This is a genomic window from Pseudomonas fluorescens, from assembly GCF_001902145.1.
Taxonomy (GTDB): domain Bacteria; phylum Pseudomonadota; class Gammaproteobacteria; order Pseudomonadales; family Pseudomonadaceae; genus Aquipseudomonas; species Aquipseudomonas fluorescens_BV.
Window position 1 is genome coordinate 299,332 of the sequence record NZ_MRST01000026.1, and the last position, 25,855, is coordinate 325,186.

The following is a 25,855-nucleotide window of genomic DNA, read 5'->3' on the forward strand; positions in this document are numbered from 1 at the left end:
TTATTCAAGACAAGTCCGACGTAATTCGTCGATTATTTCTGCTTTTCAAAACGATAGAACAGGTTTGGCTCACTGACCATGTACAGGTTGCCGCTCTCGTCCATGGTCACGCCTTCGGCACGCGGGATCGTGTCCTTGAGGCCGTTGAAGCCGCCAAGCAAGGTCATGAAACTGACTTGCTCGCCCGTTTCATCCAGTTCCAACAGCAGGTGGGAGTCGGCCGACATTACCAGCAAATGCCCGGTACGTGGGTCGATGGACAAGGCCGACAGGTTGCGCACATCCAGTTCGGTGCTGGCCAGTTTTTGCTTGTCGCCGGTCAGCGTGTTGCCATCGCTTTTCCAGGTGAATAGTGCCGGCGGGCGCTCTTCGCCCAGCACCAGCTGCTGGTTACGCTTGTCCCAGGTGACGGCTTCAAAGGCTTTGTTCTGATCTTTGGACGGGCCCAGGTCATGGCTGGGGAAGTCGGCCTTGTTCAGCGCAGTAGTGGCGGCGTCCACCTTGACGACGGTCAGGCTGTGATCACGCTCATCGACCACCGCCATCAAGCCGTTTTCCATCACCGCTACGCCTTCCGGATTGTTCCAGCCGTTGAGCGGCATTTTGCGCAACACATCGCCTTGCAGGCTCAGCTCGACCAGGAAGGGGTTCTTTCCCATCACCGAAAACAGGGTTTTGGTCTGCGGGTTATAGGACAGGTCTGATGCCTCGTCCTTCTCCATACCGGGCAGCAACTTGGCGTCGATCACCGCGTGATAGTCGGGCAGCCACACACTTTCCCGGCGCTCGGCCGAACTCTCGAAACGCTCCAGCACCCACAGCACACCGCGATCGTCCCAGTGCATGGCCCAGGCGACGCCATACAAAATGGCACCGGCCAAAAATACCCAGGAATACCAGCGCATGGACAAGCGAGAGCGGAGCGAGGTTTTCGAAGTGGGCAGAGGCACGGCCATTGAGCGCTTTTCCGGAAAGTCAGCTGTAGGGGATAGCACAGGATTCATGGCCCCGCGCGCAAGAGCAGGGAATTATCCCGATAGTGTGTGAAAAAAATGCAAAAGCAGATTCAGGATGTAATGAAGATCCAATGTGGGAGCGGGCTTGCTCGCGAATGCGGTGGTCCAGTCGTTGATGCATTGACTGACACTGCGCATTCGCGAGCAAGCCCGCTCCCACAGTTTGATCGCAGTTTGGCAGTGATTTAGCGCACGACGCTTTCGAAGCGATTGACACCCGCCAGCTCCAGCACCACTTCATCCCCCACATTCAAAGGGCCAACGCCCGCCGGGGTGCCGGTCAGGATCACGTCGCCCGCTTGCAGGGAGAAGCAACCCGCCATGTACTGGATCATCGGCACAATCGGGTTGAGCATCTGCGCGCTGTTGCCGTCCTGGCGCACTTGGCCGTTGATACTCAGGCGAATGCCGATATCGGTCACGTCCGCAAAGGTACTGCTGACTACGAAGGGGGCAATCACCGCCGCGCCATCGAACGACTTGGCGATTTCCCACGGCAGGCCCTTGGCTTTGAGCTCGGCCTGTTTGTCGCGCAGGGTCAGGTCCAGGGCCGGGGCGAAGCCGGAGATGGCGTCCAGCACTTCTTCCCGGCTCGGCTTGGCGGACAAGGGCTTGCCGATCAATACGGCGATTTCCGCTTCGTAGTGCACCGAACCGCGTTCGGTCGGTATGGCAAAACCGCCTTCCAACGGCACCACGCAACTGCCGGGCTTGATGAACAGCAACGGCTCGGTGGGCACCGGGTTGTCCAGTTCCTTGGCGTGTTCGACGTAGTTACGCCCGATGCACACCACTTTACCCACCGGGAAGTGGATGTTGGTGCCGTCGACATACTTGTGCTGGTAGCTCATGGAACGACTCCTTTAAGGTGCGATTAAACAGCGAAGATCTTGCCGGGGTTCATGATCCCGTTAGGGTCGAACACCGCTTTGACGGCCTTCATGTATTCGATTTCAACCGGTGAACGGCTGTAGGTCAGGTAATCGCGCTTGGTCATGCCCACCCCGTGTTCGGCGGAGATCGAGCCGTTGTACTTGGCAACGGTCTCGAATACCCACTTGTTCACGGTGGCGCACTTGGCAAAGAATTCATCCTTGCTCAGGTTTTCCGGCTTGAGAATGTTCAGGTGCAGGTTGCCGTCACCGATATGGCCGAACCAGACGATTTCGAAGTCTGGGTAGTGTTCGCCGACGATCGCGTCAATTTCGCTGAGGAACGCCGGCACTTTCGACACGGTCACCGAGATGTCGTTCTTGTACGGCGTCCAGTGGGAAATGGTTTCGGAGATGTACTCGCGCAGTTTCCACAGGTTATGCAGTTGGGTGTCGCTCTGGCTCATCACGCCATCGAGCACCCAGCCCTGCTCCACGCAATGTTCGAAAGTTTCCAGGGCGTGGTTGGCGACTTCTTCGGTGGTGGCTTCGAACTCCAGCAGGGCGTAGAACGGGCACTCGGTTTCGAACGGCGCCGGCACGTCGCCACGGCCAAGGACTTTGGCCAGGGCCTTGTCGGAGAAGAATTCGAAGGCGGTCAGGTCCAGCTTGCTCTGGAAGGCATGCAGCACCGGCATGATCGAGTCGAAATCAGTCGTACCGAGCACCATCGCCGTGAGGTTTTTCGGCGCACGGTCCAGGCGCATGGTGGCTTCGACCACAAAGCCCAGGGTGCCCTCGGCGCCGATAAACAGTTGGCGCATGTCGTAGCCGGTGGCGTTCTTGATCAGGTCGCGGTTCAGCTCCAGCACATCGCCTTTGCCGGTGACAACCTTCATGCCGGCCACCCAGTTGCGAGTCATACCGTAGCGAATTACTTTGATCCCGCCGGCATTGGTGCCGATATTGCCGCCAATCTGGCTGGAACCGGACGAGGCGAAATCCACCGGGTAATACAGGCCGTTTTCTTCAGCGACGTTTTGCAGTTGCTTGGTGACCACACCCGGCTGGCACACGGCGGTGCGGTCGGTGAGGTTCACGTCGAGGATCTGGTTCATATAGTCGAACGACACCACCACTTCGCCATTGGCGGCAACGGCAGCAGCCGACAAGCCCGTGCGCCCACCCGATGGCACCAGCGCCACCTTGTGCTCATTGGCCCACCGGACGATGGCCTGCACCTGCTCGGTGGTCTTGGGGAACACGATGGCGGTGGGTGCGGGGGCGAAGTGCTTGGTCCAATCCTTGCCGTAAGCCTCCAGGGAGTCGGCATCGGTCAGCACTTTGCCGGGCTCAACCAGGGTCTTTAGCTCATCAATCAGGGCAGGATGGGTCATCGACAGAACTCTCGAACAATTCATGGTCATCCTGAGAACGCTTCACGTCGCAGGAATAGGTGTTTAGCGGGGTGCGTATGCTAGCATACCGCCCCCGCAGGACAGACCCAAAGGGCGTTTCTGCGGTGACGGCTTTCCTGCCGTCCGGGTCAGCTTGCGCTGCTCGACTCCCTGCCAATTTTCTCCGGGATACAGGTTTACGCAGATGAGCAAGACTTCTCTCGATAAGAGCAAGATCAAGTTCCTTCTTCTGGAAGGCGTCCACCCATCGGCTGTCGACGTTCTGAAAGCCGCCGGGTACACCAGCATTGAGTACATCACCAGTTCTCTGCCGGAAGCCCAGCTCAAGGAAAAGATCGCCGACGCGCACTTTATCGGCATTCGCTCCCGCACTCAGCTGACCGAAGAGATCTTCGACCACGCCAAGAAACTCGTGGCTGTCGGCTGTTTCTGCATCGGCACCAACCAGGTCGACCTCAATGCAGCGCGCGAGCGCGGCATCGCGGTGTTCAACGCACCGTACTCCAACACCCGTTCCGTTGCGGAGCTGGTGCTGGCCGAGGCCATCCTGCTGCTGCGCGGTATCCCTGAGAAGAACGCTTCCTGCCACCGTGGCGGCTGGATCAAGAGCGCGGCCAACTCCTTCGAAATCCGCGGCAAGAAGCTGGGTATCGTCGGCTACGGCTCGATCGGCACGCAACTGTCGGTGTTGGCTGAAGGCCTGGGCATGCAGGTGTTCTTCTACGACACCCTGACCAAGCTGCCATTGGGCAACGCCACCCAAGTGGCCAGCCTGACCGAGCTGCTGGGCATGTCCGACATCGTCACCCTGCACGTCCCGGAAACGGCCGAGACCCAGTGGATGATCGGTGAGAAGGAAATCCGCGCGATCAAGAAAGGCGGGATCCTGATCAACGCCGCACGCGGCACCGTGGTCGAGCTGGACGCCCTGGCCGACGCGATCAAGGACAAGCACCTGATCGGCGCCGCCATCGACGTGTTCCCGGTGGAGCCACGCTCCAACGATGACATCTTCGAAAGCCCGCTGCGTGGCTTGGACAACGTGATCCTGACCCCGCACATCGGCGGCTCCACCGCTGAAGCCCAAGCCAACATCGGCCTGGAAGTCTCGGAAAAACTGGTCAAGTACAGCGACAACGGTACTTCAGTATCGTCGGTCAACTTCCCGGAAGTGGCCCTCCCGGCTCACCCGGGCAAGCACCGCCTGCTGCACATCCACCAGAACATCCCGGGCGTGATGATGGAGATCAACAAGGTCTTCGCGGAAAACGGCATCAACATCTCCGGTCAGTTCCTGCAGACCAACGAGAAGGTCGGTTACGTGGTGATCGACGTCGACGCCGAGTACTCGGACCTGGCGCAAGAGAAGCTGCAGCACATCAACGGCACTATTCGTAGCCGCGTGTTGTTCTAACGCTTCAAACGCCGGATAAAAAATGGGAGACCCGCAGGGGTCTCCCATTTTTTTGCCCGAACAACGCTTATTTGACGTTAACGGTGATCACTTTCGAGGCGACTGTGGGTTCGAACTGGCGATGCACGTTATCGCCGGCCACCAGTTGCAGGGTGTGCTTGCCTGGCGTCAGGGTCAGCTCGGTTTCGGTCTGCGCCTTGCCAAAGTGAATCGAGGTGGCGGTGGCTGGGATCGCCTCGTTTGCGTTGAGCGACTCCACTTTCTGGTCAACCAGCAGGTGGTGGTGCCCAGCGTTAGGCACTTGCTTGTCGATCGGCTCCAGGTCCAGCTTCTTGACGCCGAATTTGACGGTGAAGGTTTTGTCGACGGTGGCGCCATCTTTCGGCGAGACGATGAACACTTCAGCGCCTTCAGGCGCAGGCGTACGGGGAAGGTCTGCGGCGCTGGCCAACATCGAGGTACCCAGCAGAAGGCTGGCAATCGTTGCACGGGACAAAAGGGCTTTCATTCGCTTCTCCAGTTTTTCTGTGAAATCTGTAGGGTTATGACAACTTCGCGATAAATTGCGGTCCAAGGCACCCGACACCATAACAAAACGTTGCTGAACGGCGCCTCGCCTGTACGAATTATTTAGGAGTGACCATGCGCTTTTCGCCTGGCCTGTTGCTGTTGCTTCCTCTTCTGAGCCCCTTGGCTCATGCCGAACTGATTGACGACGTCAATGATCGCGGTGAGCTGCGCATCGTCCTGGAAGCCAACACCCCGCCGTACAATTTCAAGGAGGGCGACAGACTCGCCGGCTTTGAAGTGGAGCTGGGTGAACTGCTGGCCAAGGAAATGGAGGTGCGCGCCTCGTTTATCACCACCGATCACGCGGACCTGCTTTCCGGTGTGGAAACCGGCAAGTACGACGTGGCCATTAACCATATCGCTATGACTGCCGAGCTTGAGGATCGTTTCGATTTCAGTGAGGCTTATCACCAGAAGCCGACATTGGCGATCCCGTTCCAGAAGGGCAACCCGGCGTTCAAGAGCAGTTTGAACGGGGCGTTGAAGCGGGTGAAGGGCGATGGCCGGTTGAAGGCGCTGTCGCAGAAATGGTTCGACATGTAGGAGCTGGCTTGCCTGCGAAGGCGGCCTGGCAGTCAACACAGTTGGACCGTGTACATATCCATTTCTGCGGTAACGGCCATTTAGGGTTCCGCTCTTACAGCGGCTCACTTTTGAAAAGCGCAAAAGTAAGCAAAACGCTCTTGCCCCACCACTCGGCACCTCGCTCAGGCTCGGTGTGCCCGTAATCCGCCAGTGATTTGGGGGGGCCGCCTGAGATCAAGATCAAAAGCAGAGCAAGAGCAAGAGCGACTCGCTTCGCATCGTGATTACCGTTGAGCGCTACAGAGTTGTGTAGATACCTATGGCCATCGCAGGAAAGCCAGCTCCCACATTTGATTTATTCAAGTCTCTAAAGCTGCATGAGGGCCGTCGCCGCCTCTGGCAACTCCAACTCACTGAATACCTGCACACCATGACGCTTGAGCAGCGCCGCCGTGACGCCCTCACCACTGACCTTCACCCCACTGAAGGTGCCGTCATAGGTCAACAGGTTGCCGCAGGATGGGCTGTTGGCCTTGAGAATGGCGATGCGGATGTGATGGCGTTGCACCAGCGCCAAGGCTTGGCGGGCACCGTCGAGGAAGGCGCTGGTGAAGTCTTCGCCCGCGGCCGTCAGCACCTGGGCGCGGCTTTCCCACACGTCGATGCCCTGCCCTCCAGGTATTTCGGCCGACGGCCGCGGTGTGGGCAAGCCACCCGCCACTTCCGGGCAGATGGCAACCACGCGGCCTTCAGCTTGCCACGCTGCCAACTGATCGAATGGGCCGCTGGCGCCGCCGTCATAGCGCACCTTGTGCCCGAGCAGGCAGCGGCTGACCAGAATCTTTTCCATGCTTAAAACGGCTCGTTGCCCCGCCGGCGAAACCAGCCCGTCAAGGACAGGCGCTCGCGCGTAGCGGGCAGGACTTCGTGGGGCACCTCGCCCGACAGGAAGACCACCAGGCAACCCCCCGTGGGCACCACGTCGTATTCGACACCGCCCTTGAGGTACATGCGCAGTTGGCCGCCATGCTCGGGCAGCCAGGCGTCGTTCAAGTAGATCACCGCCGAGACCATGCGCCGGTCATCGTCGCGAAAACGGTCTACGTGCTTGAGGTAAAACGCCCCCGGCGGGTACATCGCAAAGTGGCTTTCGAAATCTTCCAGGCCCAGGAACAGGCTGCGATTCATCGCCAGGCGCAGGCCGTCCATCACGCCCATGTAGGTGTCGCAGATAGGCGCGTCCCCCTCCTCCAGCCATTGGATATGGTCACCGCGAATACCTTCGCGAATCTCCTGGGCCGGCCCACGCCCTACCGCTGCGGGTGCCAGTTCACCCTGCGCCGCGCGTTTACGGCACTCAGCCGCCAGCTCCAGGGTCAGAGCCTGGGGCAGGAAGCCATTTTGCTGCGACCAGCCTTTTTCGGCCAGGTCGTCGACGATGCGTTGCAGCAGCGGGTGATCGAGGGGTATTTGCATGGCGCGCATAGTATCCATACGCCTGAAAATCCGACAGCGCCGTTGAGCGTCTGAATACACTTTAGTCAGGTGACTGATAGGACTTCTCGACAAATCCTACGCCCGACACGGACAATAGTGGCCGACTGACAGGAGTCCTTATGCGTCGTTTGTTTTTTTCTGTGTTGATGTTCTGCGTTTTGCCCGCCTGGGCAGACGGCCATGACCAGCTGTACAAGGTCGCCGGCTGGGCCGAACAACGTGCGCACTTCAATGACGCCCTCAGTGCAGCCCAGCAGCGCTACCGCAATAGCCTGCCGCCGGTGGTGTACCAGGCGCTGGTGGACAACAGCAATAAACGCTTTGCCGCCCAGGCCATGGACCAGCGTGCCGAGGCGCAACTGCGCAAGCACTTGCCCGACCCGAAACCTGCCCTGGCGTTTTTCCAATCGCCCCTGGGCCGCAAGATCGTCGCCGCCGAGTTGTTGGCCACGCGCCGCGACCAACTGGCAAAAAACGCCCAAGGCCTGCCCAAACTCGAAGCCGATGCCACCCGCAGCCTGATCATCGGCCACTTGGCCCAGGCCCTGCCCGCCCGCGAGGCCGGCGCCGAGGTCAGCCTGGCGATTGCTGGCGTGGCGGCCGACAGCTTGAGTCAGATGATCCCCGGTTTGCTCGGTGGCGGTCAGGCACAAGGCATGTTGAATGGGCAGCGTGAGCGGCTGATGCAGCAGATCGACAAGGATTTGAACAATACCTTGCTGTATGTCTATCGGGATTTGTCCGACCCGGAGCTGGAAGAGTTTGCCACCTTTGCCGAGTCGCCGGAGGGCAAGGCGTATTACCAGGCCGCCCTTGCAGCCATTCGCGCAGGGCTTGCTGTTGGTCAAAGCACCTCAAGCCTGACGCAGTAAACCCTGTGGGAGCTGGCTTGCCTGCGATTGCGATCTGTCAGTGACACCGCTATCGCAGGCAAGCCAGCTCCCACATTTGGACTGCGTTATTTCAGGTGATCCGTGAGGAAGTTAAAATATGCTTCGCGAATCTGCGGAATTTCATTGGCCAAGTGATGCCGACCCCGCTTGAGCATCAACACCTCAGGCCGGTCGAACTTACCCCGCAACACCTGCAGATTGTGCTGCCAGTCCACCGTCATATCCTCCTCACCCTGCACGATCACCGGGCGCCGGGGGCTGCGTGGTGCGGCTTCGATGCGTTTGATCCAGCGCGCCAGCGACCCCACCCAGGCGGTAGGCAGTTGGCGGGGCTGTAGCGGGTCGGCTTCCAGGAACGGCTTGAATGCAGGGTCGTTGGAGTTATCGCTGAAACGCCGGGCGATGCCTTTGACGAACGGGCGCAGCAGGTAATAGCTGACCTGCGACCAACCCCAGGCACGCGGCCGCACCAACGGCGACAGCAGGAAGGTCTTGCCCTGGGCCGGGCTTTGGGCGCCGTGGTTGAGCAGGTGGTCCACCACGATGGCGCCGCCGGTGCTTTGCCCGAACAGGTGCCACGGTTGCGGCAATTGCAGCGCCTTGGCCTCGACGAACAACGCCTGTACCACGCTCTGGTACACCGCAAAGTCATCGATGCTGGCGCGCACGCCGCTGGACAAGCCATGGCCGGGCAGGTCGCAGGCGATCACCACGAAGCCCTGGTCCAACGCCCAATCCACTACATGGCGATACAGCCCCATGTGATCGTAGAAACCGTGGAACAGGAACATGGTCGCCACCGGCACCGGCGGCCACCAGACCTGGGCCACCACCTCGAACCCATCCACCTGCAAGCGCCCCAGGCGGCTCACCGCCGGCACCTGGCGTGCGGCCAGGTCGAGCCCATAGAAACGCTGGTAAACCCTCGCCTCGGCTGACAGCGGCTGCGCATCCAACAGGGGGCGCAAGCTTTCGCGCAGATGATCAGGGTCAAAGGTGACAGGCATAAAGGCTTCCAGACTTGCGGTGAAGATGAATATCGAGCTGCGATATTCATCTGTCAGGACAAGCATGGCAAGCTACGCGACCTGCGAGGATACATCCAATGCGACCGCCCTTCCGTAACGCCCTGTTCGCCAGCCTGACCCTGGTTATCTGCGCCGGGGTGCTGTGGGCGGCCTATGACTGGTTCCAGGGCCGCTACCTGCGCGCCTTCAGCGAACACACCGCGGTATTTTCCGGCGATGCGCTGCAACTGCCCGCCGCCCTCAGCGGCCCTGGCCCGATTCGCCTGGTGCACTTCTGGGACCCGGCCTGCCCGTGCAATGTAGGTAACCAGCAACACCTGGGCGAGTTGATCGAGCAGTACGCGCCCCAAGGGGTGGAGTTCTATGCCCTGCAAAAACCCGGCAGCCACGGCCAGTTGCCCGAGAACCTGCGCCACCTGAATATTCTTGATGCTCTGCCCGGCGCCGACAAAATGCCCGCCAGCCCGGCCGTGGGCATTTGGGATCGCACCGGCAAGCTGGCGTATTTCGGCCCCTACAGCGAAGGCCTGACGTGCAACGCCAGCAACAGCTTTATCGAGCCAATCCTCAAGGCCCTTGGCGCCGGACGCGAAGTGAGTGCCACTCACACCCTTGCGGTAGGCTGCTATTGTTCGTGGCCTAAGGATCTGTAGTCCCGTCCACTCTCGTAAGGAATGTTCATGAAGCGCGTCTTGCAGGTTTTTGCGGTGCTGATTGTGCTGGTCGCCCTGGGCGTCGGTTGGTACGTCTACAGCAAACAACCCACGCGCCAGGGCACGGTGACGCTGGCGCACCTGCAAGGTTCGGTCACGGTGCGCTACGACGACCGTGGCGTACCGCATATCCGTGCCGAAAACGAAGCCGACCTGTACCGCGCCCTGGGCTATGTGCATGCCCAGGACCGCCTGTTCCAGATGGAGATCATGCGGCGCCTGGCCCGTGGCGAACTGGCCGAGGTACTCGGGCCCAAGCTGCTGGAGACCGACAAACTGTTTCGCAGCCTGCGCATTCGCGAGCGTGCCTTGAGCTATGTGGAGCACATGGACCCTGGCTCAGCCTCGTCCAAGGCCCTGCAAGCCTACCTGGACGGGATCAACCAGTATCAGGACAGCCACGCCAGCCCCATGGAATTCGATGTGCTGGGCATCGCCAAGCGCCCGTTTACCGCCGAAGACAGCATCAGCGTCGCCGGGTACATGGCCTACAGCTTCGCCGCAGCCTTTCGTACCGAGCCGGTACTGACCTATGTGCGTGACCGGCTGGGCAGCGACTACTTGAGCGTCTTCGACCTCGACTGGCGACCCAAGGGCGCCCTCAACCTGGCGGCCAGCGATTGGCAGACCCTTGGCGCCATCGCCGCCCTGAGCGAACAGGCCCTGGCCGACAACGGCCTGCCGCAGTTCGAAGGCAGCAATGCCTGGGCCGTCAGCGGCAGCCATACCCAAAGCGGCAAACCGTTGCTGGCGGGTGACCCTCATATCCGTTTCTCGGTGCCTTCGGTCTGGTACGAGGCGCAGCTGTCGGCGCCAGGCTTCGAGTTGTACGGCTACCACAACGCGCTGGTACCGGTGGCGTTCCTGGGGCACAACCTGGACTTCGGCTGGAGCCTGACCATGTTCCAGAACGACGACCTCGACCTGGTCGCCGAAAAGGTCAACCCGGACAACCCCAACCAGGTCTGGTATCACGGCCAATGGGTGGACATGAGCAGCAGCGAGCAGCAGATCCAGGTCAAGGGCCAAGCGCCGGTAACCCTCACCCTGCGCCGTTCGCCCCATGGCCCGATCATCAACGACGTGCTCGGTGAGAACGCCGGCAGCACGCCGATTGCCATGTGGTGGGCGTTCCTGGACAGTGAAAACCCGATCCTCGATGGTTTCTATCAGCTCAACCGTGCCGACACCCTGGCCAAGGCGCGTGCCGCGGCCGCCAAGGTCTCGGCGCCGGGCCTGAACATCGTGTGGGCCAATGCCAAGGGCGATATCGGCTGGTGGGCGGCAGCGCAGTTGCCGATCCGCCCGGCCGGCGTCAACCCTGCGTTCATCCTCGACGGCAGTACTACCCAGGCCGACAAGCTGGGTTTCTACCCCTTCAGTGCCAACCCCCAGGAAGAAAACCCGCCGCGCGGCTACGTGGTGTCCGCCAATGCCCAGCCGGCATCGCCCACCGGCATGCCGATCCCCGGCTATTACAACCTGGCTGACCGTGGCCAGCAGTTGAACGCGCAGTTGAGCGACACAAGCGTGAAGTGGGATGTGACCAACAGCCAGGCCCTGCAACTGGGCACCACCACCGCCTATGGCCCGCGCCTGCTGGCGCCGCTGTTGCCGGTGCTGCGCGAGGTGGTCAAGGACCCGGCGCAACTCAAACTGGTGGAACAGCTTGCCAACTGGAAGGGTGACTACCCGCTGGACTCCACCAATGCCACGCTGTTCAACCAGTTGCTGTTCAACCTCAGCGACGCAACCTTTCACCCAAAACTCGGCGATGCCTTGTTCAAGACCCTGCTCGGCACCCGCGTGATCGACGCCGCATTGCCCCGCCTGGCCGAATCGGCAGACTCACCCTGGTGGAACGGCAATCGGGCCGACACCGTCAAGCTCGCCTGGGACAATAGCCTGGCCCACCTCAAGGCTACGTTCGGCGATGACCCGGCACAATGGCAATGGGGCAAGGCGCACACCCTGACCCACGGCCACCCGCTGGGCCTGCAAAAACCGCTGGATAAGCTCTTCAACGTCGGCCCGTTCCCCGCACCCGGCAGCCACGAAGTGCCGAACAACCAGACCGCCGTGATCGGCCCGGCGCCTTGGCCGGTGACCTATGGGCCTTCGACACGGCGCCTGATCGACTTCGCCGACCCTGCCCACGCACTGACCATCAACCCCGTGGGGCAAAGCGGCGTGCCGTTTGATACGCACTATGGCGATCAGGCGCAAAGCTATATCGAAGGTGGGTATGAGCAGGCGCACTTCAGTGATGAAGAGGTGACGGCCAATACCCGTGGCACCTTGAAACTGTTGCCTGCCAGATAGCTGTTTATCGCTACACCGGCGCCGCAAAGTTAAGCCTGAACTGTTGCGGCGTGACGCCCAGCCGGCGGTTGAACACACTGCGCATGTGCTGGGCGTCGCGAAAGCCGCATTGATAGGCCACGGTTTTAAGCGGTGCATGGCTGCTTTCAAGCATCACCCGCGCCGCATCCACGCGCGCCCTCTCGACAAATTCCGCCGGCGTAATCCGCGCTTCACGGGCAAACACCCGGGAGAAATTGCGCGCACTCATATTGGCCGCCTTGGCCAGGTCGGCAATGGTCAAGTCTCCCGTCAGGTTGGCCAGCACGTACAGCTGCACCAGCGCCACCGCCGAGGTGGTTTCGGCGTGGGGCGTGAGGAACGGGCTGAACTGCGATTGCCCGCCCGAGCGTTGGGTGAACACCACCAGGCGCTTGGCCACGCTCAGGGCCACTTCCGGGCCGTGATCCTGGGCCAGCAAGTACAACGACAGGTCGATACCTGCCGTGACCCCGGCGGAGGTGTAGAGCTTGCCGTCCTGCACATAGAGACGGTCGGCTTCGACCTGGGCCGAGGGGCACAGGCGCGCCAGGCTGGCGGCATCGTTCCAATGGGTAGTGACGGTCTTGCCGTCCAGCAGACCTGCACGGGCCAGCATGAAGGCGCCATTGCAGATCGAGCCAAAGCGCTGCGCCTTCGCGGCGGCCGCGCGCAGCCAGGCGTCAAACTCGGGGCCGAAATCTTCGAAGGGTAACTGCGGGCCACCGGCGACCAGCAACAGGTCGTAGGGTTGCCGGGCTTCGCTGTAGTGCTTGTGGGCCTGCAATGACAAACCGTTGGAGGCCGCCATGGCGCCGTGGCCAAAGCCGAGTACTTCCAGCCGATAGTGATTCTCGGGCGCCAGGAAGCGGTTGGCCTCGCAGAACACATCCATCGGCCCGGTCACGTCTAGCGACTGGACACCGGGGAAGATCAGGATGGCGACGGTTTTGCCCATGCTCACAAACACCTCTCTAACTGAATGAGCGCAAATCCCTTGTGGGAGCGGGCTTGCTCGCGAACGCGGTGGCCCAGCCGACACATGCATCAACTGACAGGCCGCTTTCGCGAGCAAGCCCGCTCCCACATTTGATCTCCTTAAGCCTTAAAGGGCTACTCCACTTGGCGCGATGTGGCGGCACATTGGCTGGGATCGCCTCCCTGTGGCGATAGCCGCTTCAGGGTCAGGGGACCAGACTGGAATCTTTCCAGAGGAGATCCACCATGAGCATCACCATAGCCGGTATCCAGATCCCTGACAGCGCCTTGGCCAGGGCCACCACCGAATACATCCGCGACGTCGAATCGGACCTGCTCTACCACCATTCGCGCCGCGTCTTCCTGTTCGGCGCCTTGAGCGGTGAGCGCAAACAATTGGCCTACAACCCGGAGTTGCTCTACGTCGGCGCGATGTTCCATGACCTGGGCCTGGTGGAAGGCCACCGCAGTGACGACGAGCGTTTCGAAGTAGACGGCGCCAACGCCGCCGCCGCATTTCTCAAGCCCTATGGGTTGAGCGATGACGATATCGAACAAGTGTGGTTGTCCATCGCCCTGCACACCACGCCGGGCGTGCCGAAACACCTGCGCCCCACCGTAGCGCTGGTGACCGCCGGTGTGGAGATGGACGTGCTGGGCATGGACTACGCCGCGTTCAGCAGCGTGCAGCGCGAAGCGGTGGTGCATGCGCATCCACGCGGTGAAGCGTTCAAGGAGTGCATCATCTGCGCGTTCGCCGACGGCTTGCGCCATCGCCCGCAGACTACGTTTGGCAACGTGAAGACCGATGTGCTGGTGGACCAGGAGCCTGGGTTCAAGCCGAGGAATTTTGTCGAGGTGATTCGCACGTCGCCGTGGGCTGCATAGCTAAGCCCCACTGTAGGAGCGAGCTTGCTCGCGAAGAACCTGAGAGCGCCGCTGGGTGTCAGGTACCCAGCGTCATCGTTAACGTTCTTCGCGAGCAAGCTCGCTCCTACAGTGGATCGCGTCGGCAGTTAGACCGGCGCTGGAGCGCGACGCTTGTCCGGCTGTTGCCAGCCATCCGCCGCGGCTTCTTCGATGGCTTGCTGGATGGCCTTCTTGCGATGCTCTTCGGCCCGGCGACTGAAGAACCACACCAGGAACGTCACCAGCGACACCGCCAACAGAATCAGGCTCGCCACGGCGTTGATCTCGGGTTTAACCCCCAGACGCACCGCTGAGAACACTTCCATCGGCAAGGTGGTGGAACCGGGGCCCGACACGAAGCTGGCCAGTACCAGGTCGTCCAGCGATAGCGCGAACGACATCATGCCGCCCGCCGCCAGCGACGGCGCGATCATTGGGATGGTGATCAGGAAGAACACCTTCCACGGCCGTGCGCCCAAGTCCATCGCCGCTTCTTCGATCGACAGGTCCAGCTCACGCAAGCGCGCCGACACCACCACCGCCACATACGCCGCACAGAAGGTGGTGTGGGCGATCCAGATGGTGACGATGCCACGCTCCTGGGGCCAGCCGATCATCTGCGCCATGGCCACGAACAGCAGCAACAGCGACAGGCCGGTGATCACTTCGGGCATCACCAACGGTGCCGTCACCAGGCCACCGAACAGCGTGCGGCCCTTGAACTGGCTGATGCGCGTCAGCACGAACGCCGCCAGGGTACCCAACGCTACCGCCGCCACCGCCGTGTAGCAGGCGATTTCCAGGGAGCGGGCCACCGAGCCCATCAACTGGGTGTTGTCCAACAGGCCCACGTACCACTTGATCGACCAACCGCCCCACACTGTCACCAGCTTGGATTCGTTGAACGAGTAGATCACCAGGATCAACATCGGCAGGTAGATGAACAACAAGCCTGCGACCAGCATGAAGCTGGAGAAACGAAAGCGCTTCATATCTTGCCCTCCAGCTCTTTGGCTTGGCTGCGGTTGAACAGGATGATCGGCACGATCAGGATCGCCAGCATCACCACCGCCAGGGCAGACGCCACCGGCCAGTCACGGTTGTTGAAGAACTCTTGCCACAACACCTTACCGATCATCAGGGTTTCCGGGCCGCCGAGCAGTTCAGGAATCACGAACTCGCCCACCACCGGGATGAAGACCAGCATGCAACCGGCGATGATGCCGTTCTTGGACAGCGGCACGGTGATTTTCCAGAAGCTGTTGAAGGTGCTCGACCCCAGGTCGGAGGCGGCTTCCAGCAGGCTCTGGTCGTGCTTCACCAGGTTGGCGTACAGCGGCAGGATCATGAACGGCAGGTACGAATAGACCACACCGATGTACACCGCGATGTTGGTGTTGAGGATCTGCAGCGGCTCGTTGATCAAGCCCATGGACATCAGGAAGCCGTTGAGCAGGCCGTTGTTGCTGAGGATGCCCATCCACGCATACACCCGGATCAGGATCGCGGTCCAGGTGGGCATCATGATCAGCAGCACCAGCACGGTCTGCATCTCTTTGCGCGCGGTGGCGATGGCGTAGGCCATCGGGTAGCCAATCAGCAGGCACAGCAGCGTGCTGAAAAACGCCATCTTCAGCGAGCCCAGGTAGGCGGCGATGTACAACTCGTCGCCCGCCAGCAAGCTGTAGTTGGCCAGGTTCAGCACCACCTCCAGCTTTTGCTCGACGTAGGTATAGATCTCGGTATAGGGCGGGATCGCCACATCGGCTTCGGCAAAGCTGATTTTCAGCACGATGAAAAACGGCAGTGCGAAAAACATGAACAGCCAGAGGAAGGGAATCCCGATGACCACCTGCTTGCCATTGGGCACGATGCGATCCAAGCGCCGCTTGAATTTCTTCATGTTCATGAGCGAAGTACCACGCCGCTGTCGTCTTCCCACCACACGTACACCTGGTCACCCCAGGTTGGGCGCTGGCCACGGCGTTCGGCGTTGGCGACGAAGGACTGCACCAGCTTGCCGCTCGGCAGCTCCACGTAGAACACCGAGTGGCCGCCCAGGTAGGCGATGTCGTGCACCTTGCCGCTGGACCAGTTGTGCTCGCAGGTCGGCATTTCGGTGGTCACCAGCAGCTTTTCCGGGCGAATGGCGTAGGTCACCGACTTGTCTTCCACCGAGGTGGCGATGCCGTAGCCCACGTAGATGTCGTGGTCCAGGTCCGGGCACTTGAGCACCGCGTGGCCTTCGGCGTCGTCCACCACTTGGGTGTCGAAGATGTTGACGTTGCCAATGAACTCGCACACAAGGCGGCTGGTGGGGGTTTCGTAGATATCGATGGGGCTGCCGATCTGGGCGATCCAGCCCAGGTGCATGATCGCGATGCGTTCGGCCATGGTCATGGCTTCTTCCTGGTCGTGGGTCACCATCACGCAGGTCACCCCAACGCGCTCGATGATCTCCACCAACTCAAGTTGCATCTGCGAGCGCAGCTTCTTGTCCAGTGCGCCCATTGGCTCATCGAGCAGCAGCAGTTTCGGGCGCTTGGCCAAGGAGCGGGCCAAGGCCACACGCTGGCGCTGGCCGCCGGACAATTGGTGCGGCTTGCGCTTGGCGTACTGGCTCATCTGCACCAGCTTGAGCATCTCGGCCACGCGTGCGTCGACTTCAGCCTTGGGGATCTTGTCCTGTTGCAGGCCGAAGGCGATGTTCTGCGCCACGGTCATGTGCGGGAACAAGGCGTAGGACTGGAACATCATGTTGATTGGCCGCTCGTAGGGCGGCATGTCGGTGATGTCCACACCGTCGAGGTAGATGCGACCTTCGGTTGGGCGCTCGAAACCTGCAAGCATGCGCAGCAAGGTGGATTTGCCCGAACCCGAACCGCCGAGCAAGGCGAAGATCTCGCCTTTCTTGATTTCCAGGGACACATCGTCCACGGCAATCGTCTCGTCGAACTTCTTCGTGACCCGGTCGATTTTGACCAGCACCTTTTTCGGTGTCTGGTCGCCCTCGAGGGCTTTCTTATAGGCGCCGGAGGCAACTGCCATTTACGAAACTCCCAAAAAAAACTGTGCAGCCGGCCCAATGCAGGCCAGCCTTGGATAGTTTTAGCCTTACTTGCCCGTCTTGACCTTGGTCCAGCTACGGGTCATTAAACGCTGCACTTTCGGGGGTAGCTCAAAGTTGACGAATGTCCGCTCGAGAACCGCCTGCGGTGGGTAAACCGCTGCGTCGGTGCGTATCGATTGCTCCATCAGTTTGTCCGCCCCTGGGTTAGGGTTGGCGTAACCGACTTGATCGCTGACCTGAGCGATCACCTCAGGCTGCAGCAAATAGTTGATGAAGGCGTGGGCTTCCTTGACGTTGCTGGCATCCTTGGGAATCGCCAGAACGTCGAACCACAGGTTGCCGCCTTCTTTGGGTATCGCGTAGGCGATGTTCACGCCTTTGCCCGCCTCCGCCGCACGGGCCTTGGCCTGGAACACATCGCCTGAGAAACCGGCCGCCACGCAGATGTTGCCGTTGGACAGGTCCGAGATGTATTTGGAGGAATGGAAGTAGGTCACGTAGGGCCGCACTTTCAGCAGTTTTTCCTCGGCCTTCTTGTAGTCGGCCGGGTTGGTGCTGTTGGGGTCCAGGCCCATGTAGTTGAGTACCGCCGGCAGCATTTCATCGGCCGAGTCCATGAACGACACGCCGCAAGTGGCCAACTTCTTCATGTTTTCCGGTTCGAACAACACGGCCCAGGAGTCGATCTTGTCGACACCCAGCACTTGCTTCACTTTGTCGACGTTGTAGCCAATGCCGTTGGTGCCCCACAGGTACGGCACCGCGTACTGGTTGCCCGGGTCGTTCTTTTCCAGGCGCTTGAGCAGTACCGGGTCGAGGTTGGCGTAGTGAGTCAGCAGCGACTTGTCGAGCTTCTGGAATGCGCCAGCCTTGATCTGCTTGCCCAGGAAATGGTTGGACGGTACCACGACGTCGTAGCCGGTACGCCCGGCGAGCAACTTGCCTTCCAGGGTTTCGTTGGAGTCAAACACGTCATACACGGGCTTGATACCGCTGGCCTTTTCGAAGTTGGCCAGGGTGTCGGGGCCGATGTAGTCCGACCAGTTATAAATATGCACCGTCGGTGCGGCCTGTACGCTGGCAGCCAGCGTGATACCTGCACCCACCAGCATGGCTTTGCGAAATAAAGAAATTGGCAAGTGGAGGTCCTCTTGAATAGTTGGGGCCTTGAAGTTGTTGCCCGGCAACAAAACCGGCGCGCAACTTACCTTCGATAAACCGATCCGGCAAAACTTTCTGTCATTTAATTTGTGAGAGCTGTTTTGTGTGGGAGCGGGCTTGCTCGCGAAAGTGGCGTATCAGTTGATACATATGCTGGCTGACACTCCGCATTCGCGAGCAAGCCCGCTCCCACACAAGCTCGCTCCTACAGGTTTCTGGCGTTATTTACCGGACTTGATCTTGGTCCAGCTACGGGTCATTTCACGCTGAGTTGCCGCCGGCATGTCGGCGATGGCGTAGAGCTTGGATTGCACTTCGGCCGACGGATAAATACCCGGGTCGCTGGTGATGTCTTTATCGACCAGGGCGGTGGCTTTCTCGTTACCGTTCGGGAAACGCACACTGTTGGTGATCGCGGCCATGACGTCTGGCTTGAGCAGGTAGTTCATGAATGCGTAGGCAGCGTCGACGTTTTCGGCATCCTTGGGAATGGCGACCATGTCGAAGAAGCTGCCAGCACCTTCCTTGGGAATGTCATAGGCGATCTTGACCTTGCCACCGGCTTCAGCCGCGCGGGTTTTGGCCTGTTCGATGTCACCCGAGTAGCCCACAGCCACGCAGATGTTGCCGTTGGCCAGGTCGGAGATGTACTTGGACGAGTGGAAGTAGCCGATCGAAGGACGGATTTTCATGAACAGGTCTTCGGCCTGTTTCAGATCAGCCTTCTTCGTAGTGTCGGTCGGCAGGCCCAGGTAATGCAGCGCTACCGGCAGCATTTCGGTTGGCGAATCGAGGAAGCTCACGCCGCAGCTTTTCAGCTTGGCGATGTTTTCCGGCTTCATCAGTACGTCCCAGGAGTCGATCTTGTCCACGCCCAGTGCGGCCTTGACCTTCTCCGGGTTGTAGCCGATGCCCATCGAGCCCCACATGTACGGGAAGGCGTGCTTGTTGTCCGGGTCGCTGACCGATACGGCCTTGAGCAGGGATTTGTTCAGGTTGTCATAGTTGGACAGCTTGGACTTGTCCAGCTCCTGGTAGACACCGGCCTTGATCTGCTTGGCGAGGAAGCTGTTCGACGGCACGACGATGTCGTAGCCGGACTTGCCTGCCAGCAACTTGGCTTCCAGGGTTTCGTTGCTGTCAAACACGTCGTACACCACTTTGATGCCCGACTCTTTTTCAAAGTTGGCGATGGTGTCCGGTGCAATGTAGTCGGACCAGTTGTAGACGTGCAGCACTTTATTGTCTGCCTGGGCCGCGCCCGCCATTGCGCCCATCAGGGACAAGGCGAGCAGGGTCTTGCCAGCGTTCTTCAAACCTAATGCCTTCATTTGGTGATGCTCCAATTTTTTCTTTTTTGGGCCACAAGCGTTGTATGTTTTACGGCCCAACCGAAGGGCAACAAAACAGGGCGACAGTCTGGCAAGTTCAGGGGCCGGCTTTCAACCAAAGCCCCTGCATTTTTAACTGCCCAGTGCACCGCGCACTGAGCCTAGCACTTAGCCCTGCAAGGCAGCCAAAGTCAGGTCCAGGCAATGACGGGCCTTGGTTACCAGCTCGTCGATTTCAGCCTTGCTGATGACCAGTGGCGGCGAAATGATCATGGTGTCGCCCACGGCGCGCATGATCAGGCCATTTTCGAAGCAGAAGGTTCGGCAGATCATGCCGGCGCCTTTGCCTTCGTGACGCTTACGCGTCGCCTTGTCCTGCACCAGTTCGATCGCACCGAGCATACCGACGCCGCGTACTTCACCCACCAGCGGATGATCGCCCAGTTCCCTCAGACGTTTCTGCAAATACGGTGCCGTTTCGTCGTGCACACGGCTAACGATTTTTTCATCGCGCAGGATGCGGATGTTTTCCAGGGCCACGGCCGCAGCGACCGGGTGGCCGGAGTAGGTAAAGCCGTGGTTGAAATCGCCACCTTCGTTGAGCACCGCCACCACTTCGTCACGCACGATCAGGCCACCCATGGGCACGTAGCCCGAGGTCAGGCCCTTGGCGATGGTCATCATGTGCGGCTTGAGGTCGTAGAAATCGCTACCGAACCATTCACCGGTACGGCCGAAGCCGCAGATTACTTCGTCGGCGACAAACAGGATGTCGTACTTGGCGAGGATTTCCTTGATGCGCGGCCAGTACGTGGCAGGCGGCACGATCACGCCACCGGCGCCCTGGATCGGCTCGGCAATAAAGGCACCGACGTTGTCCACGCCCAGCTCCAGGATTTTCTCTTCCAACTGGTTGGCCGCCCACACACCGAATTCCTCGGGGCTCATGTCGCCGCCTTCGCCAAACCAGTACGGCTGCGCGATGTGGGTAATGCCCGGGATCGGCAAGTCGCCCTGCTCGTGCATATAGGTCATGCCGCCCAGGCTGGCGCCGGCCACGGTAGAGCCGTGGTAGCCATTCTTGCGGGCAATGATGGTTTTCTTGTTGGGCTGGCCCTTGATCGCCCAGTAGTGGCGGACCATGCGCAACATGGTGTCGTTGCCTTCGGAGCCAGAGCCGGTGAAGAACACGTGGTTCATGCCAGCCGGCGCGACATCGGAAATGACCTTGGCCAACTCCAATACCGGCGGGTGTGCGGTCTGGAAGAACAGGTTGTAGTAAGGCAGTTCTTTCATCTGCTTGGCGGCGGCATCGGCCAGTTCATCGCGACCGTAACCGATCGCCACGCACCACAGGCCGGCCATACCGTCGAGGATCTTGTTGCCTTCGCTGTCCCACAGGTAAACGCCGTGGGCTTTGGTGATGATCCTTGGGCCTTTCTCTCTCAATTGCTTGAAGTCGCTGAACGGCGCCAGGTGGTGATCATTGCTCAAGGCTTGCCATTCACGGGTTTGCGGGTTGTTGCTGGACATACCAATCTCCTAGACTTTTCAGTGAAGGCGCGCCGTTTGAAGGGCGCGCCCGGCGCATCAGACGGCGAAGAGCAGGAATTCCCGCTCCCACGAACTGATCACGCGCTTGAAGTTTTCATGCTCGGCCCGCTTGACCGCGACGTAGCCTGTGATGAATTTTTGCCCCAGGTATTTCTCGATGGTCTTGCTGTTTTCCATGCGTTCCAGGGCGTCTTCGATGGTCAACGGCAGGCGCAGGTTGCGTCGTTCGTAACCACGGCCCACCACCGGCGCGCTCGGGTTATGGCCTTCGACCATGCCGATGTAGCCGCACAACAGGCTGGCAGCAATCGCCAGGTACGGGTTGGCGTCGGCGCCCGGCAGGCGGTTTTCCACGCGGCGGTTCTGCGGGCCGGCATCCGGTACGCGCAGGCCGACGGTGCGGTTTTCTTCGCCCCATTCCACGTTCACCGGCGCCGAGGTGTCGGGCAGGAAGCGGCGGAACGAGTTCACGTTGGGGGCGAATAAAGGCAGCAATTCAGGGATGAATTTCTGCAGGCCGCCAATGTGGTTGAGGAACAGTTGGCTCATGGTCCCGTCTTCATTGGAGAAGACGTTCTTGCCGGTGGCAATGTCGATGATGCTCTGGTGCAGGTGCATCGCGCTGCCGGGCTCGCCGGTCATGGGCTTGGCCATGAAGGTGGCGGCCACGTCGTGCTTGAGCGCGGCTTCGCGCATGGTGCGCTTGAACACCAGGATCTGGTCGGCCAGGGACAGGGCATCGCCGTGACGGAAGTTGATTTCCATCTGCGCGGTGCCGTCCTCGTGGATCAGGGTGTCGAGGTCCAGCTCCTGCAGTTCGCACCAGTCGTAGACGTCTTCGAACAGCGGGTCGAATTCGTTGGCCGCTTCTATAGAGAAGGACTGGCGACCGGTTTCCGGGCGGCCGGAGCGGCCAATCGGCGGTTGCAGCGGGAAGTCCGGGTCTTCGCAGCGCTTGGTCAGGTAGAACTCCATCTCGGGTGCCACGATGGGCTGCCAGCCGCGGTCGGAGTAGAGCTTGAGGACTTTCTTGAGCACGTTGCGCGGCGACAGCTCGATCGGGTTGCCTTGCTTGTCGTAGGTGTCGTGGATCACCTGGGCGGTCGGCTCGATGGCCCAGGGCACCAGGAATACCGCGTTCTGGTCGGGGCGGCAGATCATGTCGATGTCGGCCGGGTCGAGCAATTCGTAATAGATGTCGTCTTCGACATAGTCGCCGGTCACGGTCTGCAACAGAACGCTCTCGGGCAGGCGCATGCCTTTTTCGGCAATGAACTTGTTGGTCGGCGAGATCTTGCCCCGGGTGATGCCGGTGAGGTCGCCAATCATGCATTCGACTTCTGTGATCTTGTGGTCTTTCAACCAATCGGTGAGCTGGTCGAGGTTGTTACTCATAAATGCCTCTGGGCTGGGTTTCCTGGCATCCATTAAAGGCCAGGCGTTGGTTGACGCAGCATCCGCGTCGTTTTTTCATTCAGGGTAGGAGCTTACCTGCCATTTGCCCATGGGTTGCATTCCTCAGGCCAAAGTTGTGCGCAATTATGATCGGCACGGCGGATGAGGGTCGGTCAGTGGCGTAAGAGAGGGCAAAAAGAAGATCGGCCAGGCCGTCAAGAATATTGGCCGGTGCCTGGGCATTCACGCGGGGCGAACGAGCTGCGGACAAAGCCTGGCTGAAGCAGGCAGAGACGCCGATTGGCGGCAGGTGAAACATGAAGCACCCCGGTATTATTGCTGTTATGGGTTTGAATCGAGCTTAGCCTTGTTCATTTTTTTACACAACACCCCCGTAAAAAATCCTACACGGCCCGCTCAAGCCTGCAGGTCCCAAGCCCCTAAAACCCAAAAAACCGCCCCAAAACCCCGCAAAAAAGGCTTCGTGGCGCTTTTTTAGGGCAAAAAATGCCTCGCTTGACTTCGGCAAGCCGTTCGGGTTGACTGAAACCAGAAAAGATCAATGATTGATATTTTTAACAACAAAGGTGTTGCATCATGTCGGTACCCCCGCGTGCCGTTCAGCTTAACGAAGCGAACGCGTTCCTTAAGGATCATCCTGAGGTTCTGTACGTAGACCTTCTAATTGCGGATATGAATGGTGTGGTGCGCGGTAAGCGCATCGAACGCACCAGCCTCCACAAGGTTTACGAGAAGGGCATTAACCTGCCTGCCTCTTTATTTGCCCTGGATATCAACGGCTCTACGGTGGAAAGCACCGGCCTGGGCCTGGACATCGGTGATGCTGACCGAATCTGTTATCCAATCCCCGACACCCTGTGCAATGAACCCTGGCAAAAGCGCCCTACCGCGCAACTGCTGATGACCATGCACGAACTTGAAGGTGAACCTTTCTTCGCCGATCCGCGCGAAGTGCTCCGCCAAGTTGTCACCAAGTTTGATGACCTCGGTCTGACCATCTGCGCCGCCTTCGAGCTTGAGTTCTACCTGATCGACCAGGAGAACGTGAACGGCCGGCCACAACCGCCCCGCTCGCCGATCTCCGGCAAACGCCCGCACTCGACACAGGTCTACCTGATCGACGACCTCGACGAATACGTCGACTGCCTCCAGGACATTCTGGAAGGTGCCAAGGAGCAAGGCATTCCGGCCGATGCCATCGTCAAGGAAAGTGCCCCGGCGCAGTTCGAAGTGAACCTGCACCACGTCGCCGACCCGATCAAGGCCTGCGATTACGCGGTACTGCTCAAGCGCCTGATCAAGAACATCGCCTACGACCATGAGATGGACACCACCTTCATGGCCAAGCCTTACCCAGGCCAGGCAGGCAACGGGCTGCACGTACACATCTCCATTCTGGACAAGGACGGCAAGAACATCTTTGCCAGCGAGGATCCCGAGCAGAACGCCGCATTGCGTCACGCGATCGGCGGTGTGCTGGAGACCCTACCCGCCCAAATGGCGTTCCTGTGCCCCAACGTCAACTCCTACCGTCGTTTCGGCGCACAGTTCTACGTGCCGAACTCGCCGTGCTGGGGCCTGGATAACCGCACCGTGGCGATTCGCGTACCCACCGGCTCGTCCGATGCCGTGCGTATCGAACACCGTGTGGCTGGCGCCGATGCCAACCCTTACCTGCTGATGGCCTCGGTATTGGCGGGCGTACACCACGGCCTGACCAACAAGATCGAGCCGAACGCTCCGGTCGAAGGCAACAGCTACGAGCAGAACGAGCAAAGCCTGCCGAACAACCTGCGCGATGCCCTGCGCGAGTTGGACGACAGCGAGGTGATGGCCAAGTACATCGATCCTAAATACATCGATATCTTCGTCGCCTGTAAGGAAAGTGAGCTGGAGGAGTTTGAACACTCCATTTCTGACCTTGAGTACAACTGGTACCTGCATACCGTGTAAACGGTTGCAGCGGTTGAAGGAACGCCACTGGCTTTGGTCAGTGGCGTTTTTTTATGGGTTTCTACCGGTAGACCGAGTTGGCCTCTTCGCGAGCAAGCCCGCTCCCACAGGGGTCGGGTTTCAACTTTGGAATGCAGTTAAATGTGGGAGCGGGCTTGCTCGCGAAGGCGGCCTGGCAGACAACACAGACTCCTGCTCATACAATGCCCGCTGCCTTGTAGGAGACATCCATGACCACCCGCCCCGCCGCCCCTCGCAAACCCCGCGCCCGCAGCCAGGCCCGGATCGATGCGATCCTCGACGCCGCCCGCACCTTGCTGGCCACCGAAGGCGTGGCGAGCTTGTCGATCTACAGCGTGGCCGAACGGGCACAGATTCCGCCGTCATCGGTGTACCACTTTTTCGCCAGTGTGCCCGCGTTGCTGGAGGCGTTGACCGCTGATGTTCACGCAGCCTTTCGCGCTGCCATCCAGGCGCCCATCGAGCATGAATCGCTCAAGCATTGGCGCGACCTGTCCTACATAGTTGAACAACGCATGCTCAGCATCTACAGCAACGATGCCGCGGCGCGCCAGTTGATCCTGGCCCAGCACGGGTTGACCGAAGTGACCCAGGCCGATCGCCAGCATGATCTGGAATTGGGCGACTTGATGCTGGCGGTGTTCAATCGCCACTTTGAAGTGCCAACGCTACCGAGCGATGTGGATGTGTTTGCCCTGGCGTTGGAGTTGAGCGACCGCGTGTACGCGCGCTCGGTGCATCAGCATGGGCTGATTACGCCGCGCATGGCGGAGGAAGGGATGCGGGTGTTTGATGCGTATGTGGGGCTATATTTGCCGGCCTACTTGCCCAAGCGCTGAATGCAGTGTTGTCTGGGCCGGCCTCATCGCAGGCAAGCCAGCTCCCACATTTGAATGCGTTCACACATCAAAATGTGGGAGTTGGCTTGCCTGCGATAGCAGTCTCAAGGGCGACGCCAATCACAACTTGGCAATCGACACCTCAGTGGATTTCACAAAGGCAATCACTTCACTGCCGATCACCAATTCCAATTCCTTGACCGAACGAGTAGTGATCACCGAGGTGACAATGCCGGACGCTGTCTGCACGTCAATCTCCGACAGCACGTCGCCGACCACGATTTCCTTGATGGTGCCTTTGAACTGGTTACGCACGTTGATGGCTTTAATAGTCATG

24 protein-coding genes are annotated in these 25,855 nt (G+C 60.0%); 8 read left to right on the top strand and 16 right to left on the bottom strand.

From position 1 onward, the window contains the following. Positions 1–32: 32 nt before the first annotated feature. The 3 genes from BUE92_RS20845 to BUE92_RS20855 form a co-directional block, all read right to left on the bottom strand. On the bottom strand, positions 33–956 hold the full coding sequence (locus BUE92_RS20845; RefSeq protein ID WP_073526030.1) for an SdiA-regulated domain-containing protein: 924 nt from the start codon (positions 954–956) through the stop codon (positions 33–35). A 245-nt stretch (positions 957–1,201) separates the two neighbouring features. Beyond that, positions 1,202–1,867, bottom strand: a complete 666-nt coding sequence (locus tag BUE92_RS20850; protein WP_073526031.1) for a fumarylacetoacetate hydrolase family protein — start codon at positions 1,865–1,867, stop codon at positions 1,202–1,204. Positions 1,868–1,890: 23 nt separating this feature from the next. Next, positions 1,891–3,285: an FAD-binding oxidoreductase gene (locus tag BUE92_RS20855; protein ID WP_073526032.1), complete on the bottom strand. Its 1,395-nt coding sequence runs from the start codon at positions 3,283–3,285 to the stop codon at positions 1,891–1,893. Positions 3,286–3,490: 205 nt separating this feature from the next. Here BUE92_RS20855 and serA point away from each other — a divergent pair, with 205 nt between their 5' ends. After that, complete coding sequence (serA, locus tag BUE92_RS20865) at positions 3,491–4,720, top strand: phosphoglycerate dehydrogenase (protein ID WP_003195214.1); 1,230 nt, start codon at positions 3,491–3,493, stop codon at positions 4,718–4,720. Positions 4,721–4,787: 67 nt separating this feature from the next. On the opposite strand, the gene BUE92_RS20870 is transcribed toward serA, so the two are convergent. After that, complete coding sequence (locus BUE92_RS20870) at positions 4,788–5,228, bottom strand: DUF4399 domain-containing protein (RefSeq protein ID WP_073526033.1); 441 nt, start codon at positions 5,226–5,228, stop codon at positions 4,788–4,790. Positions 5,229–5,362: 134 nt separating this feature from the next. Between BUE92_RS20870 and BUE92_RS20875 the strand changes: the two genes are divergently transcribed. Next, complete coding sequence (locus BUE92_RS20875; protein WP_073526035.1) at positions 5,363–5,833, top strand: transporter substrate-binding domain-containing protein; 471 nt, start codon at positions 5,363–5,365, stop codon at positions 5,831–5,833. A 349-nt stretch (positions 5,834–6,182) separates the two neighbouring features. Here the strand turns inward: BUE92_RS20875 and BUE92_RS20880 are convergent, their stop codons facing one another. Further along, positions 6,183–6,665, bottom strand: a complete 483-nt coding sequence (locus tag BUE92_RS20880; protein ID WP_073526037.1) for a DUF523 domain-containing protein — start codon at positions 6,663–6,665, stop codon at positions 6,183–6,185. A gap of 2 nt (positions 6,666–6,667) precedes the next feature. After that, positions 6,668–7,300, bottom strand: a complete 633-nt coding sequence (locus BUE92_RS20885; protein WP_003195222.1) for a 2OG-Fe(II) oxygenase — start codon at positions 7,298–7,300, stop codon at positions 6,668–6,670. Positions 7,301–7,431: 131 nt separating this feature from the next. Here BUE92_RS20885 and BUE92_RS20890 point away from each other — a divergent pair, with 131 nt between their 5' ends. Beyond that, complete coding sequence (locus tag BUE92_RS20890; RefSeq protein WP_003195224.1) at positions 7,432–8,184, top strand: DUF2059 domain-containing protein; 753 nt, start codon at positions 7,432–7,434, stop codon at positions 8,182–8,184. An 86-nt stretch (positions 8,185–8,270) separates the two neighbouring features. Here BUE92_RS20890 and BUE92_RS20895 read toward each other — a convergent pair whose 3' ends face one another. Further along, positions 8,271–9,212 carry an alpha/beta hydrolase gene (locus BUE92_RS20895; RefSeq protein ID WP_073526038.1) on the bottom strand — a complete coding sequence of 314 codons (942 nt, stop codon included), beginning with the start codon at positions 9,210–9,212 and terminating at the stop codon, positions 8,271–8,273. 98 nt (positions 9,213–9,310) lie between these two features. On the opposite strand from BUE92_RS20895, the gene BUE92_RS20900 reads away from it, so the two are divergent. Further along, positions 9,311–9,886: a DUF6436 domain-containing protein gene (locus BUE92_RS20900; RefSeq protein ID WP_073526039.1), complete on the top strand. Its 576-nt coding sequence runs from the start codon at positions 9,311–9,313 to the stop codon at positions 9,884–9,886. A 27-nt stretch (positions 9,887–9,913) separates the two neighbouring features. Next, the gene (locus BUE92_RS20905) at positions 9,914–12,268 is read left to right on the top strand and encodes a penicillin acylase family protein (RefSeq protein WP_073526040.1); all 2,355 of its coding nucleotides are present in this window, start codon (positions 9,914–9,916) and stop codon (positions 12,266–12,268) included. A gap of 10 nt (positions 12,269–12,278) precedes the next feature. Here BUE92_RS20905 and BUE92_RS20910 read toward each other — a convergent pair whose 3' ends face one another. Continuing rightward, positions 12,279–13,244, bottom strand: a complete 966-nt coding sequence (locus tag BUE92_RS20910; RefSeq protein ID WP_073526041.1) for a GlxA family transcriptional regulator — start codon at positions 13,242–13,244, stop codon at positions 12,279–12,281. A 266-nt stretch (positions 13,245–13,510) separates the two neighbouring features. Between BUE92_RS20910 and BUE92_RS20920 the strand changes: the two genes are divergently transcribed. After that, the gene (locus tag BUE92_RS20920) at positions 13,511–14,152 is read left to right on the top strand and encodes an HD domain-containing protein (protein WP_073526042.1); all 642 of its coding nucleotides are present in this window, start codon (positions 13,511–13,513) and stop codon (positions 14,150–14,152) included. Between the two features lie 128 nt (positions 14,153–14,280). On the opposite strand, the gene BUE92_RS20925 is transcribed toward BUE92_RS20920, so the two are convergent. From BUE92_RS20925 to BUE92_RS20955, 7 genes are all read right to left on the bottom strand, one after another. After that, complete coding sequence (locus tag BUE92_RS20925) at positions 14,281–15,165, bottom strand: ABC transporter permease subunit (protein ID WP_003195236.1); 885 nt, start codon at positions 15,163–15,165, stop codon at positions 14,281–14,283. After that, positions 15,162–16,082, bottom strand: coding sequence for an ABC transporter permease subunit (locus BUE92_RS20930; protein ID WP_073526043.1), 921 nt, complete (start codon positions 16,080–16,082; stop codon positions 15,162–15,164). Before BUE92_RS20930 ends, BUE92_RS20925 begins: the two co-directional genes overlap by 4 nt. Next, the gene (locus BUE92_RS20935; protein ID WP_073526044.1) at positions 16,079–17,221 is read right to left on the bottom strand and encodes an ABC transporter ATP-binding protein; all 1,143 of its coding nucleotides are present in this window, start codon (positions 17,219–17,221) and stop codon (positions 16,079–16,081) included. The genes BUE92_RS20930 and BUE92_RS20935 overlap by 4 nt, the downstream gene beginning before the upstream one ends. Positions 17,222–17,287: 66 nt before the next feature. Continuing rightward, on the bottom strand, positions 17,288–18,382 hold the full coding sequence (locus tag BUE92_RS20940) for a polyamine ABC transporter substrate-binding protein (protein ID WP_073526464.1): 1,095 nt from the start codon (positions 18,380–18,382) through the stop codon (positions 17,288–17,290). A 243-nt stretch (positions 18,383–18,625) separates the two neighbouring features. Further along, positions 18,626–19,720 carry a polyamine ABC transporter substrate-binding protein gene (locus BUE92_RS20945; RefSeq protein ID WP_073526465.1) on the bottom strand — a complete coding sequence of 365 codons (1,095 nt, stop codon included), beginning with the start codon at positions 19,718–19,720 and terminating at the stop codon, positions 18,626–18,628. A 183-nt stretch (positions 19,721–19,903) separates the two neighbouring features. Next, positions 19,904–21,268 carry an aspartate aminotransferase family protein gene (locus BUE92_RS20950; RefSeq protein ID WP_073526045.1) on the bottom strand — a complete coding sequence of 455 codons (1,365 nt, stop codon included), beginning with the start codon at positions 21,266–21,268 and terminating at the stop codon, positions 19,904–19,906. A gap of 57 nt (positions 21,269–21,325) precedes the next feature. After that, positions 21,326–22,684 carry a glutamine synthetase family protein gene (locus tag BUE92_RS20955; RefSeq protein ID WP_003195249.1) on the bottom strand — a complete coding sequence of 453 codons (1,359 nt, stop codon included), beginning with the start codon at positions 22,682–22,684 and terminating at the stop codon, positions 21,326–21,328. Between the two features lie 597 nt (positions 22,685–23,281). Here BUE92_RS20955 and BUE92_RS20965 point away from each other — a divergent pair. Both BUE92_RS20965 and BUE92_RS20970 read left to right on the top strand, forming a co-directional pair. Then, positions 23,282–24,658: a glutamine synthetase family protein gene (locus BUE92_RS20965; protein ID WP_003195252.1), complete on the top strand. Its 1,377-nt coding sequence runs from the start codon at positions 23,282–23,284 to the stop codon at positions 24,656–24,658. Between the two features lie 230 nt (positions 24,659–24,888). Next, positions 24,889–25,518, top strand: a complete 630-nt coding sequence (locus tag BUE92_RS20970) for a TetR/AcrR family transcriptional regulator (RefSeq protein WP_073526047.1) — start codon at positions 24,889–24,891, stop codon at positions 25,516–25,518. 120 nt (positions 25,519–25,638) lie between these two features. On the opposite strand, the gene BUE92_RS20975 is transcribed toward BUE92_RS20970, so the two are convergent. Continuing rightward, on the bottom strand, positions 25,639–25,854 hold the full coding sequence (locus tag BUE92_RS20975; RefSeq protein WP_003176783.1) for a TOBE domain-containing protein: 216 nt from the start codon (positions 25,852–25,854) through the stop codon (positions 25,639–25,641). Between the last annotated feature and the right edge of the window lies 1 nt (position 25,855).